This window comes from Halosolutus amylolyticus (assembly GCF_023566055.1).
Taxonomy (GTDB): Archaea; Halobacteriota; Halobacteria; order Halobacteriales; family Natrialbaceae; genus Halosolutus; species Halosolutus amylolyticus.
In genome coordinates this window covers 521,724-535,076 of record NZ_JALIQP010000002.1, presented here as the reverse complement: position 1 = coordinate 535,076, position 13,353 = coordinate 521,724, and the positions used below count along the sequence as shown (strand labels likewise).

Here is a 13,353-nt window from a genome sequence, read left to right as displayed (position 1 = left end):
TGATCCCAGCGACTCGCTCCGCTCGTCGGTTGGAATCGCGAAAAGTCCCCTCCCCGATTTGAACGCTGTGTGACGTTCCGGGCATGCGGCGCGAAGCGCCGTTCCGGGGCTGCGACTCACAAGCTCAAATCGTGTCGGTCGGAGTTTCTCCGAAAATCCGCCCTCCCCGATTTGAACGGGGGACAAGTCGATCTACAGTCGACTGCTCTACCAGTCTGAGCTAAGGGCGGTCGCACTCAAACGTAGTCGCCGGTGCAAATATAAGGGTTATCATTCATCGACGCGTGAGTCTGTGTAACAAACCGTAAACGGAAGAATGATTAATATAGGTGAAGTATTAACACGAGAGGTAGTCAGCCGATGAGCAAGATCACGTTCCGTGCCGACGACGAACTCGTCGAGCAACTAGAGGCACTCGACGCCTCGAAAAGCGAGGCGATGCGGGAGGCACTGCGTGCGTATCTCACGGGCGCGGAGCCGCGCGACGGGGACCAGGGCGCGGACCAGAAGGTTCGACGAGACGGGACGGATCCAATCGACGACCTGATTCGCGATCGCGTTGACACGCTCCTGTCGGAACGACTCCGCGATCGCCCACCACGAGAACCCCAGGACGTGAACGTCGCCATTACGCTCGACGGGGATGCCGTGGATCGTAATACAACTGTCTCACAGTCGACCGGCGTCCCCGCGGAGCCCGCCGATCGCGACCACCAGTGCAGTCAGTGCGGCGAAGACGTCGACGCAGACCACGTCTACTGCCCCAACTGCGGGGAGAAAGCGTCCCGGCGATCGTTCTGTGAGTGTGGCGACGAACTCCGAACGGACTGGGCGTTCTGTCCCAGCTGTGGTCGTCGGACGCCCGCCGCGGACGTGCTCGACTCGAACTAGTCGGACAACACGACTGTCGTAAGACACAGAAAGTGATGTCGGACGAAAGTTTTATTATCTCGGACAGTCTCCACCTTAGTCGCGTAAGACGGTTGTCTTACAGCGGTCGGCTGGGGCCGGAAAACGCCCGATGTCGGGCGGTTCCGACGTAAGACACGCCGCGTCTGACAGGGGCGCGGGATCCGTCTTACCCGCTATGGGGAATACAAACATGGAGCGTGTGACACTGCGAATCCCGAAACAGCAGATCGAGGAGGTAGAGCAACTGGTCGACTCGGGCGAGTTCCCGAACCGGAGCGAGGCGATCCGGTCGGCGGTCCGAGAGATGATCAACGAACAGTACGACGGACACAGCGAGCAGTCCGGTAAACGTACCTGGGCGAAGGTGTAACGATGCAGGATATCGTTCAGGACGCCCTCGAGAACGCCGAGGAAGAGGCCCGCGAGATGGACGCCGACATGGACGGCGACGAGTTCGGCGATCCACGGATCGTTATCGTCGGCTGCGGTGGCGCGGGCAACAACACGATCAACCGCCTGTACAACATCGGCGTCGATGGGGCCGACACGATCGCGATCAACACCGACAAACAGCACCTCAAGATGATCGAGGCCGACACGAAGATCCTCGTCGGCAAGTCCCTCACCAACGGGCTCGGGGCGGGCGGCGACCCCTCGATGGGTGAGCGCGCGACCGAGATGGCCCAGGGCACGATCAAGGAAGTTCTCGGCGAGGCGGACCTCGTGTTCGTGACCGCGGGCATGGGCGGTGGCACCGGCACGGGTGCCGCCCCCGTCGTCTCGAAGATCGCCAAGGAACAGGGCGCGATCGTCGTCGGGATGGTCTCGACGCCGTTCAACGTCGAGCGCGCGCGGACGGTGAAAGCCGAGGAGGGCCTCGAGAAACTTCGCGACCAGGCCGACTCGATCATCGTGCTCGACAACAACCGGCTGCTCGATTACGTCCCGAACCTCCCGATCGGCAAGGCGTTCTCGGTGATGGACCAGATCATCGCCGAGACCGTCAAGGGGATCTCGGAGACGATCACCCAGCCCTCGCTGATCAATCTCGACTACGCGGACATGTCGACGATCATGAACCAGGGCGGAGTCGCCGTGATGCTGGTCGGAGAAACACAGGACAAGAACAAGACCGACGAGGTGGTCAAGGACGCGATGAACCACCCGCTGCTCGACGTCGACTACCGCGGCGCCTCGGGTGGTCTCGTCCACATCACCGGCGGGCCGGACCTCACTCTCAAGGAGGCCGAAGGGATCGCGGACAACATCACCGAACGCCTCGAAGCCTCGGCGAACGTCATCTGGGGCGCCCGGATCCAGGAGAACTACAAGGGCAAGGTCCGCGTCATGGCGATCATGACCGGCGTCCAGAGCGCGCAGGTCCTCGGACCGACGACGCAGAAACAGGCCGACAAGTCCCGCCAGAGCATCGAAGGTGTGACGGAGGCCGACTTCGACGCGAGCAAGAACGTCGAGAAACGCGAGTTCGGAGCCCAGAGCGACGGGGGCAAGCGCGAACTCGAGAAGCAGAACGGCGTCGACGTCATCCGGTAGTCGACCGGACACTCTTTTCGACGCTGGGTGCAGGCGTTTTCGTCGCTGCAATCTACCCGAGACGGCCGATAAGGAGCGTTTACACCGGGTATCGGTCGGGTGCGTTCGTTCCATCCTCACGGGCCGATCGAGACAGAGCACTCGAGTCCGCGTCTCATACGGATTGCTGTACCGATGTACCGGCGCAACCGCGATCCGGGCGGCGGTTGCGCCGGAACTGACGCACAGTAAACCGTATCAGGCCAGCGACTCGAGGAGCGAACACTTCCGGCAGACCTCCCGCGTGGTGGTCGAGCCACATTCGACGCACGCCTGCAGGTCGGCCCGATCGCCGTCCTCGTCGCCGCCGTACTCGTCGGCCGCGATGCCGGCGAGTTCCTCGTAGCCGGCGATGATCGAGTGGCGCGTGCCGGGGTGGTTCTCCTCCAGGTCGTACAGCAACTGCTGGATCTCGCCGCGGTAGGCCTCGCTCGAGTGCGGGCACTCGGTGATGTGGGCCGGGAGGTCCTCGATGTGGGCGTAGAGAGCGACTTCCTTCTCGGGAACGTCCCGCAGCGGCTTGGCGCGGGGGACGAACGCCTCCTGGTCGCCGCGTTCGGAGAGCGGCCCGAGGCTGGCGTCGAAGTGCTTGGCGATCTGGGCGACGTCGCCCTCGAGGAAGTTCATCAGCGCCGTCTGGGCCTCGTCGTCGAGATTGTGGCCCGTCAGCAGGAGGTCGGCGTCGAGGTCCTCGGCGTACCGGGAGAGCACGTCCCGCCGGAAGACGCCGCAGTAGGCGCAGGCGGCCATGTTCTCGGGGTCGTCCTCGACGACGTCGTCCATCCGGATCCCGAACTCGTCCTCGTAGGAGACGAGTTCGTGGCGGATTCCCAGGTCGTTCGCGAGTTCGACGCAGGCATCGACCGACCTGTCGCGGTAGCCCTCGATACCCTCGTGGATCGTCAGGCCGACGAGTTCGATGCGCGGGTCCTCGGCGAAGGTCTCGTGGAGAATCTGCGTGAGGACGACGCTGTCTTTCCCGCCCGAGAGGCCGATCACCCACGTCTGCGGGTCCTCGGGCGTTGCGTCGTGGGGGACGAGATCGTCCCGACGCACCCGTCGGCGCACCCGTTTCTCGACCGATTCGCGGAAGTGATCCGCACAGAGGTGCGCTCCGGAGTAGGCGGCGTGCATCACCGCCTCCTCGCCACACCGGTTACAGTCCATCGCCGCCACCTTACCGGTGAACGCGTATGTCCGTTTCGTCTTTTCGTCTCCCGGTGAACCCGCTCCTGCGACGCCGTGTCAACCAAAACCCCTTTTCAGCGGACCGGGAGAGCCCGGTAGTAAGACGTCGTACGACAGATCGGCGTCGATCGGCTCATACGGACTGCTGTCAGTCAGTTCCGGTGCAACCCAGAACGGTCGCGGTTGCACCGGTACATCGGTACAGCAGACCGTCTCAGGCCGGGATTTCGTCTTCCTCATCTCGCTCCTCGACCGCGGCGGCACCCTCTGCGAGCGCCGCGAGGAGCGTCTCGACGTGGGTCTCGCGACTGCGCGAGGAGAACAGTTCGTGGCCGCCGTCGTACAGGACGACGTGTCTGGCGGGCACGCGCTCCCCGATCGGGCGCAGGCTGACGACGGGGTCGCGAAGGGAACAGAAGACGACCGCGTCGTGGTCGATCGTCAGCAGGTCCCGCTGCGCGCGGCGAGTCTCCCGGACGAACGCGGGCGAAACCCAGCGTGGTGTCGTGGCGACCTGGTGGTCGGTCGCCAGTTCGCCGAGGGCGTCCGCATCCATCTCGCCGATCGGCAGACACGGGAACGTCGTCGGGATCGCCGAGACGGCGTCGAGGACCGTTTCCGGGTACGCCTCGCTGTACCCCCACCACGGGCTCAGGTAGACGTGGTTGTCCGCGCCGTCGAGGGCCTGCGCAACGAGCGCGCCGGCGCTGTGGCCCAGCAACTGGTAGCCGTCGAGATCGAGGACGTACTCCGCGATCGGCTCGAGCCAGTCGGCTTTGAAGTCATCGATGTTCGTGGGGAGTTCGAACGCGTGGACGCGGTAGTCGGCGTCGGTCAATTCGCCGACGAGCCAGCTGACGTTCTCGTGGGTCCAGCGGTTGCCCCAGCCCATGACGAAGACGAGTTCCTCCTCGCCGTCCTCGTTGAAGACGCGGTGTCTCATATGCTTGCGTTCGACGCCGTCCGACAAAAATCTGCTCTCTTGACACGAGTCCGGGCAATCTCAACGAACTCGTGTCCCGTTTGGCAACGACTTTCGGTACCGGACCGCAGTATCGCGTATGTTCGACGCCCTGCGGGCCCGCCTCTACCGGATCGCGTTCAACCTGTTTCCCGCCTACCGGGGGACCGGCGCGCGAGTCACGCACATCGATCCTGACTGGCGGGAGATCCGGATCGAACTGCCGCTCTCGTGGCGCACGCGCAACTACGTCGGGACGACCTTCGGCGGGAGCATGTACGCCGCGATCGACCCGTTCTACATGATCATGCTTCTCAAGACCCTCGGCGACGAGTACGTCGTCTGGGACAAAGAGGCCGAGATCCGATTCAAAAAACCCGGCCGGGAGACGCTCTACGCGAGGTTTACGCTCTCCGACGCGGAACTCGAGGCGATACGGGCCGAACTCGATCGGCCGAGCACGGATTCGATCGATCGCCACTACACCGTCGACCTGGTCGATGCGACGGGCGAGGTCCACGCGACCGTCCGGAAGACGGTCTACGTCTCGACGGACCAGTCGAAGAAAGCGTAATACGGCCGGGACGCCGCGTCGGGACTGAAACCGTTTTGCGCTTCGACGTTCAACTGGCGACGATGACCGGATTTGACCGCAGCGACGCGGTCGATCGACTCGAGACGCTCGTCGACACCGTCGAGGCGGAGCGGATGCCCGTCCCGGTCCGCGAGGTCTGGGCGTTCGGCGACGTCGCGCTCGGACTCGATCCGATCGATCGGCTCGACGTCTACGTGACGAAGGACGTACTGATGCGCGACGATAGCGATCCCGCGGCCGGCGACGCTGGCGAGCAGTTTCGCGTCGAGGGCGTCGGCAAGTCGGTTCGTGCCGACTGGGCCGCCGACCACCCGGAGTACCTCCGGGCGAACGCGAACGGTCACGCCGCCCCCGAGAAGTGTCTCGCCGCCCACCTGCTCGGCGAGGACGAACCGATCCACCTCGAGGTCTGCAACGCGTCCTTCGAGGACAACGTCACCCAGCGCCTCCGGGGGGCGAAACTGCGCGAGGATTACACCCAGTTGCTCGATCCCCGGGGCGTCTGCCTGTGGGCCGACGGCACCCGGAGCGAAGAGGCGTTCCGCAAACTCCGCGAGAGCGAACTGGCCCTGCCGACGCTCTCGGCGGCCCTGGAGATGCTCGGGATGGACGACGAGGAAGCGACCGAGGCCGCACGGGAACTGCACGCCTGGCGCGAGCGACAGGACGGGGTGACGGTGCGCGGAGACGTCGTCTGAGCGGCTATCAATAGTTGGTGATTCGGTTTCTTTATTTAATTTTGGACGCGAACCTAGGTTGGTCGATTCGTTACGTGCAGATGCATATACAACAGGTCACCCATCAGACTACACTCACGCTTATTATGGTAATATCTGTCAGTCGTCGGCAGGAGCAGCACCAGTCATATCGTTTCCCTTGTTGAGGGTGTTACCGCGTACGCGAGGCAGACCAACTGAAATAGCGTAGAGTAGGACAACGGCAACGCCAGCCCCGATGAAGATAAATGCGAGCCCCTCCGCAGGGAAGGTAACCGACCCAGGGTTGACAAAACTATTCCATAACGTCTCGATGAAATAGACGAGATGAGCGACGAGGAACCATACGCCTGCTGGAAGCGCCACTCTCACGTTCTCCCGCAGAATCCCTTCAAGATCATCAGGCTGGGAAGTTGGCTGGTGTCTCCGTGCCAGTGTGACACCGCGAACGACAGTATAGAAAAGTGCCATTATGACGCCAGCGCGGAGCAAACCGTTGGCGATGGAGTGTATAGCTACCGACGAGAGAACAACCCAGAACAGCAAGATGATTGCGACAGGCGTACTCTCTCGGAGTAGATCGCGGGTATCAAGCGGGGAAACCATAGTCTCTATACCCGTATATAATGTATGTATCTTTTGATGTTAGGCTGTGTGTCATGAGCCTCAGTTTAACGATTCGGCATTTACGCGCTCTGCACGTAACGCGAGCTTCACACGGGAGAAACCGTGCTACTATCTACTGCTATAGTAACAACTGAAACGATTTTCACATCACCGATCGCACTGTCCGCGATTCTGCCTCCTTTCGCTCGCTTCGAACCGCGCTCCCGCCGTGCGATCGGGTGTGTATCGACGCTCAGTGGCTGCTAGTTGAGCATGATGCCCATCATCTGCTCGGCGACGTACTGGTCGTCGATCTTGTAGTGGGCTTGCCGGATCGCTTCGGTCTCCCAGCGGTGGTCCTCGAGGAAGTGGACCGCGTCCTGGTTCGTCGCTGGAATGCTCTGGTAGACTTTCTCGAACCCGTTTTCGGCTGCCCACTTGAGTCCCCGTTCCATGAGCTGGCTACCGATCCCGTGGCCCCGGTACGCTTCGAGCACGCCCATCGTGAGTTCGGCGGTGTGGGACAGCTTCTCGTAGTTCGGGGAGTCGAGGTGGGCCCAGCCGACCACCTCGTCGTCGACGGTGGCCACGAAGAAGATCCGGGACTCGATGTCGCTGTGCCGGAAGACGACCTCCTCGTGGTCCAGCAGGTCGACGACGGTCTCCGCGACGAGGTAGTCGTTCTCCTCGGCCACCTCTCGCATCACGGCCACGATCCCCTTGAGATCGCTCTGTTTCGCCGGTCGAATCGTGAACGTGAGATCGTCGACCGTGTGCGTCGCCTCGGCACCGGTGTCGATCGCGATCCGCAGCAGGCTCCCCTCCGCTTCGAGGTACTCGTCGTCTTTGAGCCGGTCGATCGCCTCTCGCAGTCGGTTCGGTTCGATCGAGAGTGCGGTCTCGAGTTCCTCGGGTGCGACGGCGCCGTTTCGCTCGACGTACTCGTAGATCTCTCTGTGGTCTCTGGTCTCGAATCGAGGCTGTTCGATGGCTTGCATCTCGAGACTAGTTCTCCGTCGGCGTATTTAGTGATTGTCAGGTGTTATCAAACATCATTGTGGTGCGCCCGGACAGGTTCGATCCGGCGAGGGCGCGCCGGACGGTGCGGGGCGCTCAGTTCAGGTCGCTCCGGGCGAACCAGAACTGGCTGACGAGTACCAGACCGATCGTCATCGCGAGCAGGACGACGACGCCGACCAGATCGTACTCGCCGTCGAGCAAGATCGCGTTCGGGTCGTAGTACCGCATCGGCGCGATCGCGCCCAGCGCCTCGGAGTCGGTTTCGGCGAGCAGCGACTCGAACAGGTAGAGGCCGAACGTCACCCCCAGCGCGACCCGCTGGGCGATGCTGGCCCGATCGAAGACGACGGACGCGAGCAGGCCGATCCCCGCGCAGGCGAGGAGATACGGGATCGAGAGCAGGTGGGCGGCGAGCACGTCGCTCGCGGCGATCGGGTGGTCGATCAGCCGCGAGCCCACGAAGACGACGATCGGCGTGGGCAGGTTGACGACGACGATCGGGACGACCATCGCAGCGAACTTCTCCCGGACTACCTGGGCCCGCGAGATCGGCATCGCGAGCAGGACGTCCATCCGCCCGCGATCGACGTCGTCGGCGATCACGCCCGCCGTGGCGTAGGCGACGTACAGCCCCAGGAGGATGATCCAGCCGAACATGTAGAGTTCGAACGCGAGGAACCCCTCGAGGGTGGTCATCGTCTGGATGTCGAACAGCTGAATGATCTGGTCGGGATAGGCCTCGAGGAGCGCGTCGGCGTCCTCGAACGCCTCCCCGAAGGAGGGGTAGACCCAGATCACGAGCGCCGCGAGCAGGGCCATCCCGGCCCCGAGGACGGCACTCCCGGTGAGTCGGTGTCGTCCGTCGTACCGGGCGACCTCAAACATCACCCTCACCCCCGTAGAACCGCATGAAGACGTCCTCGAGCGGCGCTTCCTCGATCGAGCAATCCTGCAACCGGTATGCGGACAGTTCCGACAGGAGGTCGTTAACGTTGCCGGTGAACGTGAACGTACACTCGTCGATGGTGTCCGGCGTCGCACTCGTACTCGCCGCGGACTCGTCCGGTCCACCCGTCGTCTCCGTCGTCCCACCGTGACGGGTCCCCGCCACCTCCGGCGACTCGCGTGCAGGCGCGTCGTGCTGGCCGACTTCGAGGTCGTGGACTCCCGGCAGATCCAGCGCGTCGACCGGAATCGGCTCCGCCGCCTTGAGTCGGACGACCTTCCCGCTCCGATCGAGCAACGCCTCGACGGGTTCGATGGTGACGATCCGTCCGTCGCGGATGATCCCGACCCGATCGCAGAGCCGCCGGACCTCGCCGAGGATGTGCGAGGAGAAGAAGATCGTCACGCCGCGTGCGCGTTCGTCCCGGACGAAACTCGCGAACCGCTGTTTCAACAGCGGGTCGAGCCCGTTCGTCGGTTCGTCGAGGATCACGAGGTCGGGTCCGTGCATGAACGCCGTCACGATCCCGAGTTTCTGGACGTTTCCCTGCGAGTACTCGCGGATCGGCCGATCGAGCGGCGGATCGAACAGGTCGAGCAACTCGTCGCTTCGCTCGTCGCCCTTGATGCTCGCGTGGAGGTCGAGCACCTCCCGGCCGGTCGCGCCCTCGTCGAACGACGGATCGTCCGGCAGGTAGCCGATCCGTCGCTTCGCCTGGATGAGTTCCCGTTCCGCGGTAATCTCGTGGCCGAGCAGTCGCGCCGTGCCCGCGGTCGGCGAGAGAAATCCCAGCAGGGTTCGGATCGTCGTCGTCTTTCCGGCCCCGTTCGGCCCGAGGTAGCCGAACACCTCGCCCCGTTCGACGGTGAACGACACGTCGTCGTTGGCGAGCACCTCGCCGTAATCCTTCGTCAACCCCTCGAGTTCGATCGCAGTCATACGGTGCCTACGAACGGGGGATTCAAGATATTGTCGACCGGCGAATAGGTTCGGAACCCGGACTGTGTCGTCATCGGCGGTCCAGTTTACCGGCACGTCGACCCGGGCTACGCGTCGGGGACCCGGCCGACGGTCACGTAGAACGGAACCGTCTCCGTGCGCCGGTAGTCGCGATCGGTCATCTGGTCGATCACGTCCCGTCCCATCTCGCGCCAGGCGCTCCGGAGGTCGTCGTACTCCGGTCCGGTCAGTTCGCCGTCGAGCATGGTCTCCCGGTCGTCGGCCAGCCCGGCCCCCGACGCCTTGCGGCGAGCGACGGTCAGGGCGTGCTCGTCGTACGGCGGTTCGATCGTCCGATCGTGATCGTACCGGCGCGTCTCACAGACGTCGAGTCCGGCGTCCGTAAACGCCGTTTTCGCGTCGGCACCGAGGGTGACGTCGGTGTCGACCCCGTCGAGGTAGGCCCGCCGCGCCCGCCGTTCGAGCGACTCCTCCGCGTCGACGCTCGAGTCGACGGCGACCGCGCCGTTGTCGGGCTCGATCGCGGCCACGAGGTCCGTCGAGACGCGCGCGAACTCAGCCACCGCGGCGGCGGGATCGGGCAGGTTGATCAACAGCGCCTGACAGACCACGAGGTCGAACGCGTCGTCCGGAAACGGCAACTCGAGCGCGTCGCCGGCGACCACCGGAACGTGGTCGCGAGCGATCGCGAGGAGGTCCCGATCGGCGTCGCAGCCGATCACCTCGCCGGGACACTCGGCGGCGAGCACGCGGCTCAACTCGCCGGTTCCGCAGCCGACGTCGAGGATCCGATCGCGGCTCCCGAGCGCCAGCGGCTCGAGCGCCTCCCGGGAATCGTCCCACATCCCGGAGCGGGTTCGGCGAAGGTAGTCTTCGGAGAACTCGCGCACGGACGCAGTTCGCCCGTCTCGGGTAAAAGCGGGTCGGTTCGTCGAGCTTTTCGTCCCGGAATCCCCTCGACCGGTTACGAGGCACCTCTGCGCAATCGCTCGAGCGTATCGGACGCGAGTTCGCGAAGGCGTTCTGCCCGCCTCGGCAGTCTCGACGGCTCGACGTTCTGCTGCAGGAAGAGCGACTCGACGTACGACACGAGATTCAGGAGTTGGTAGGCGTCTCGTCGTCGTTCGAAGCCGTTCGGAAGCGGCCGGACGGACTCGTATCCCTCCCGAAACGCGTCGGGTACGGCGTCGCCGACGTCGGGATCGCCCTCGAACAGCGGTGTGACAACTCGCCAGTAGTCGTATTCTCCGGGCGCGACGAGTGCGTGTTCGAAATCGATGACGGCCGTTGCTTCGCCGGTGGTTGTCGCCACGTGCTCCGGATGGACGTTCCCGTGACAGCAGACGGAATCTCCGGCGCCATCGAAGACTGCCGGGTACTCGGCGAGGAACTCGTCCACGGTGTCGACGAGATCCGCGTGGCCGACGCGCTCAAGGAACGGACGGTGGTACGCGAGTCGGTCTCGAACGGCGTCGACCCAGTCGTCGCGACCCGCCGCTTCGAGTCCGTCGTCACCGACTCGAAACTGGCCGAACCCGTCGAATTCGCCGTCGGTGTCCTCGTGCAGTGTCGCGAGCGTTCGACCGGCCGCTCGGGCCCAGCGTTCGTCGATCGACTCCGGCGTCCGGACGGTGTCATCCCACCTCGAGACGTAGTGGTGGTCTCCGACGTCGAGAATCTCGGGGACGGGTACCGTCGTGTGTCTCGCGACGAACGCCTGCACTCGACCTTCGACGGCCGCGTGACCTCGCGAGTGGGTATCGACTTTCAGCACGGCTCGATGACCGTCGATTCGGGCCTCGTAGACGCGATACGGCGGCACGTCGTGGAGTTCGCGGACGATCTCGAGATCGTCACGCATCGATACGATCGCTTCTGGTCTGTTCCAGTTGGGTTCCGATTGCATGGTCGAATCCCGTTTACGGACGGGGCCGGCCGTCACGCGGAGCGGTCCCGCAGCTACGGCCAGAAAGGACGGTCGGACTTCTCCGACCCGAAAAATAGTTCTTTCGGTGAAACGATCGCCCGTTTCGCGCCCTACTCCTCGCGGAGTTCCTCGACCCTCTCGATGTTCCAGGCGAAGCCGCGGCCGTCCTCCGTCGGCGTCTCGAGCGCAAAGGGCAGGTCCCGCAGGTCGGGGTGGTTGACGATCGCCCGCATGCCGTCCTCGCCGATATAGCCCTCGCCGATGTGGGCGTGTTCGTCCTTGTGCGTGCCCACGTCGTGTTTCGAGTCGTTGAGGTGGATGTACTCGAGGTACTCCAGGCCGACCTCGTCGTCGAACCGGCCGACGGTCTCGTCGACCGCCTCGGGCGTCGTGAGGTCGTTGCCCGCGACGAGCGTGTGGGCGGTGTCGATGCAGATGCCGATGTCGGTCTCGGTCCGATCGATGATGCCGGCGAGGTGGTCGAACTCGCCGCCGAGTTTGGTGCCGCTCCCAGCGTCGGACTCGATGAGGATCCGCACGCCGTCGGGGACGTCGAGGTCGTCGATGACGCCCGCCGCGTTGTCCAGTCCGCCTTCGACGCCTGCGCCCGTGTGAGCCCCGAGATGGACGTTTACGTAGGGAATACCCAGCTTCTCGGCGGCGTCGAGTTCCGCCTGCATGCTCTCTCTGGATTTCCGGCGGAGGTCTTCCTTGGGGGTACAGAGGTTGACCAGGTACGACGAGTGGATCACCCACGGCCCCTCGAGTTTCTCGTCGGACTCCGCCCGGAAGCCCTCGGCGGCCTCGTCGCTGATCTCGGGCTGTTGCCAGACCTGCGGCGAGGTCGTGAAGATCTGCCCGCAGTTGCCGCCGAACGCACGCTGGCGGTGGACAGCGTTGCGAACGTCGTCGTAGGGAGGTGTTTCGTCGTCGGAAGAGACGCGCGAGCCCGAAATCGAAACGTGTGCGCCGACCTTCATGGACACTCGTCAGTACCGGTTCGTGATAGGTATAACGGAGCGGGGAGAGCGCCACGCCCGGGCGATCGATCGCCGGCCGGTCCGCGACGCCGTGATCGACCCTCGCGGTCACCGCTCGCTCGCTTCGAGCACCTCCCGATCGCGGATCCACGCGTCGGCCCCGAACTTCCGATCGGCCAGGTCGCGGGCGGCCGCGAGTTCGTCCTCGCGCCACTTCGATTCCGTCGCGTCGCACCAGTCGGACAGCGCGTCGGCGAGGGTTTCGACCGCCTCCTCGCGATCGATCCCGGCCTGTTCGCGGATGCTCGTCACCCGGTTCGTAAAGGTCGATTCGTCGACAGTCGTGTCGAAGACGCCGACGTGGTGGGCCGGTTCGAGGTCGTAACTGATCGAGCCGTGCTGGATCACGACGTCGCGCTGGCGGTACTGGGCGTTGCCGCTGATCTTCCGGGCGTTCGCACCCTCCTCCGCCGGCGCGACGACGTCGTGTGCGGGATGGATGTCCCGCAGGTAGCACGAGGGGTGGTAGATCGCGTCCTGTTCGGCCGCCGCGAAGTCGGCGTCGACGCCCATCCGCTCGAACGCCTCGATGATCGGCTCGCAAAACAGCGCGTAGCAGTCCATCAGGTCCCCCGGGACCTCGTCGGCGGGGGCGACGATCGAGTAGGAGATGTCGGCACGGTGGTCGTGGTAGATCCCGCCGCCGCCGGTCTGTCGGCGGGTGACGTCGATCCCCTCGCGATCGCAGTAGTCCCAGTCGACCGTATCGGCGTCCTGGCGGTAGCCCAGTGAGAGGGTGCTCGGGTCCCAGTCGTAGACCCGGACGGTACGGATCCCGTCCTCGAGTGCCGTCCGCGCGGCGACCTCTTCGATGGCCATCTGCAGGGCTCCCTCGCGGGGGTCGTCCCGGATCAGCCGCCACTCCCGATCGGCGAGTGCCGTCATACGC

15 protein-coding genes and 1 tRNA gene are annotated in these 13,353 nt (G+C 64.4%); 5 read left to right on the top strand and 11 right to left on the bottom strand.

From position 1 onward, the window contains the following. Window positions 1-156: 156 nt before the first annotated feature. Window positions 157-230, bottom strand: a tRNA-Tyr gene (locus tag MUN73_RS09025). 130 nt (window positions 231-360) lie between these two features. On the opposite strand from MUN73_RS09025, the gene MUN73_RS09020 reads away from it, so the two are divergent. The 3 genes from MUN73_RS09020 (at window position 361) to ftsZ (ending at window position 2,466) form a co-directional block, all read left to right on the top strand. Then, the gene (locus tag MUN73_RS09020) at window positions 361-891 is read left to right on the top strand and encodes a double zinc ribbon domain-containing protein (RefSeq protein WP_250140133.1); all 531 of its coding nucleotides are present in this window, start codon (window positions 361-363) and stop codon (window positions 889-891) included. A gap of 211 nt (window positions 892-1,102) precedes the next feature. Then, window positions 1,103-1,282: a ribbon-helix-helix domain-containing protein gene (locus tag MUN73_RS09015; RefSeq protein ID WP_250140132.1), complete on the top strand. Its 180-nt coding sequence runs from the start codon at window positions 1,103-1,105 to the stop codon at window positions 1,280-1,282. Between the two features lie 2 nt (window positions 1,283-1,284). Continuing rightward, on the top strand, window positions 1,285-2,466 hold the full coding sequence (gene ftsZ / locus MUN73_RS09010; RefSeq protein WP_250140131.1) for a cell division protein FtsZ: 1,182 nt from the start codon (window positions 1,285-1,287) through the stop codon (window positions 2,464-2,466). Window positions 2,467-2,703: 237 nt separating this feature from the next. On the opposite strand, the gene ncsA is transcribed toward ftsZ, so the two are convergent. Then, entirely contained in the window at window positions 2,704-3,672 is a 969-nt protein-coding gene (gene ncsA, locus MUN73_RS09005; RefSeq protein ID WP_250140130.1) for a tRNA 2-thiolation protein NcsA, read from the bottom strand. Window positions 3,673-3,907: 235 nt separating this feature from the next. Next, a complete protein-coding gene (locus tag MUN73_RS09000) occupies window positions 3,908-4,636 on the bottom strand; it encodes an alpha/beta fold hydrolase (RefSeq protein ID WP_250140129.1) in 729 nt (242 codons plus the stop codon). Between the two features lie 118 nt (window positions 4,637-4,754). Between MUN73_RS09000 and MUN73_RS08995 the strand changes: the two genes are divergently transcribed. After that, a complete protein-coding gene (locus tag MUN73_RS08995; protein WP_250140128.1) occupies window positions 4,755-5,228 on the top strand; it encodes a DUF4442 domain-containing protein in 474 nt (157 codons plus the stop codon). A 62-nt stretch (window positions 5,229-5,290) separates the two neighbouring features. Beyond that, on the top strand, window positions 5,291-5,947 hold the full coding sequence (locus tag MUN73_RS08990; RefSeq protein WP_250140127.1) for a DUF7095 family protein: 657 nt from the start codon (window positions 5,291-5,293) through the stop codon (window positions 5,945-5,947). A gap of 138 nt (window positions 5,948-6,085) precedes the next feature. On the opposite strand, the gene MUN73_RS08985 is transcribed toward MUN73_RS08990, so the two are convergent. The 8 genes from MUN73_RS08985 to MUN73_RS08950 form a co-directional block, all read right to left on the bottom strand. Further along, complete coding sequence (locus tag MUN73_RS08985) at window positions 6,086-6,571, bottom strand: hypothetical protein (protein WP_250140126.1); 486 nt, start codon at window positions 6,569-6,571, stop codon at window positions 6,086-6,088. A 263-nt stretch (window positions 6,572-6,834) separates the two neighbouring features. Then, window positions 6,835-7,569: a GNAT family N-acetyltransferase gene (locus MUN73_RS08980; protein WP_250140125.1), complete on the bottom strand. Its 735-nt coding sequence runs from the start codon at window positions 7,567-7,569 to the stop codon at window positions 6,835-6,837. A gap of 115 nt (window positions 7,570-7,684) precedes the next feature. Beyond that, window positions 7,685-8,476 carry an ABC transporter permease gene (locus MUN73_RS08975; RefSeq protein WP_250140124.1) on the bottom strand — a complete coding sequence of 264 codons (792 nt, stop codon included), beginning with the start codon at window positions 8,474-8,476 and terminating at the stop codon, window positions 7,685-7,687. Further along, entirely contained in the window at window positions 8,469-9,476 is a 1,008-nt protein-coding gene (locus tag MUN73_RS08970) for an ABC transporter ATP-binding protein (RefSeq protein ID WP_250140123.1), read from the bottom strand. Before MUN73_RS08970 ends, MUN73_RS08975 begins: the two co-directional genes overlap by 8 nt. A gap of 107 nt (window positions 9,477-9,583) precedes the next feature. Continuing rightward, a complete protein-coding gene (locus MUN73_RS08965; RefSeq protein ID WP_250140122.1) occupies window positions 9,584-10,387 on the bottom strand; it encodes a class I SAM-dependent methyltransferase in 804 nt (267 codons plus the stop codon). A 74-nt stretch (window positions 10,388-10,461) separates the two neighbouring features. Then, complete coding sequence (locus MUN73_RS08960) at window positions 10,462-11,358, bottom strand: aminoglycoside phosphotransferase family protein (RefSeq protein ID WP_250140121.1); 897 nt, start codon at window positions 11,356-11,358, stop codon at window positions 10,462-10,464. Window positions 11,359-11,534: 176 nt separating this feature from the next. After that, the gene (locus MUN73_RS08955) at window positions 11,535-12,404 is read right to left on the bottom strand and encodes a deoxyribonuclease IV (RefSeq protein WP_250140120.1); all 870 of its coding nucleotides are present in this window, start codon (window positions 12,402-12,404) and stop codon (window positions 11,535-11,537) included. Window positions 12,405-12,512: 108 nt separating this feature from the next. Beyond that, complete coding sequence (locus tag MUN73_RS08950; RefSeq protein ID WP_250140119.1) at window positions 12,513-13,349, bottom strand: lipoate--protein ligase family protein; 837 nt, start codon at window positions 13,347-13,349, stop codon at window positions 12,513-12,515. Window positions 13,350-13,353: the final 4 nt, after the last annotated feature.

Bases quoted from the DNA above. Each gene is read 5' to 3' on its own strand.
- MUN73_RS09020 (WP_250140133.1), top strand. From the start codon at position 361: ATGAGCAAGATCACGTTCCGTGCCGACGACGAACTCGTCGAGCAACTA.
- MUN73_RS09015 (WP_250140132.1), top strand. From the start codon at position 1,103: ATGGAGCGTGTGACACTGCGAATCCCGAAACAGCAGATCGAGGAGGTA.
- ftsZ (WP_250140131.1), top strand. From the start codon at position 1,285: ATGCAGGATATCGTTCAGGACGCCCTCGAGAACGCCGAGGAAGAGGCC.
- ncsA (WP_250140130.1), bottom strand. From the start codon at position 3,672: ATGGACTGTAACCGGTGTGGCGAGGAGGCGGTGATGCACGCCGCCTAC.
- MUN73_RS09000 (WP_250140129.1), bottom strand. From the start codon at position 4,636: ATGAGACACCGCGTCTTCAACGAGGACGGCGAGGAGGAACTCGTCTTC.
- MUN73_RS08995 (WP_250140128.1), top strand. From the start codon at position 4,755: ATGTTCGACGCCCTGCGGGCCCGCCTCTACCGGATCGCGTTCAACCTG.
- MUN73_RS08990 (WP_250140127.1), top strand. From the start codon at position 5,291: ATGACCGGATTTGACCGCAGCGACGCGGTCGATCGACTCGAGACGCTC.
- MUN73_RS08985 (WP_250140126.1), bottom strand. From the start codon at position 6,571: ATGGTTTCCCCGCTTGATACCCGCGATCTACTCCGAGAGAGTACGCCT.
- MUN73_RS08980 (WP_250140125.1), bottom strand. From the start codon at position 7,569: ATGCAAGCCATCGAACAGCCTCGATTCGAGACCAGAGACCACAGAGAG.
- MUN73_RS08975 (WP_250140124.1), bottom strand. From the start codon at position 8,476: ATGTTTGAGGTCGCCCGGTACGACGGACGACACCGACTCACCGGGAGT.
- MUN73_RS08970 (WP_250140123.1), bottom strand. From the start codon at position 9,476: ATGACTGCGATCGAACTCGAGGGGTTGACGAAGGATTACGGCGAGGTG.
- MUN73_RS08960 (WP_250140121.1), bottom strand. From the start codon at position 11,358: ATGCGTGACGATCTCGAGATCGTCCGCGAACTCCACGACGTGCCGCCG.
- MUN73_RS08955 (WP_250140120.1), bottom strand. From the start codon at position 12,404: ATGAAGGTCGGCGCACACGTTTCGATTTCGGGCTCGCGCGTCTCTTCC.
- MUN73_RS08950 (WP_250140119.1), bottom strand. From the start codon at position 13,349: ATGACGGCACTCGCCGATCGGGAGTGGCGGCTGATCCGGGACGACCCC.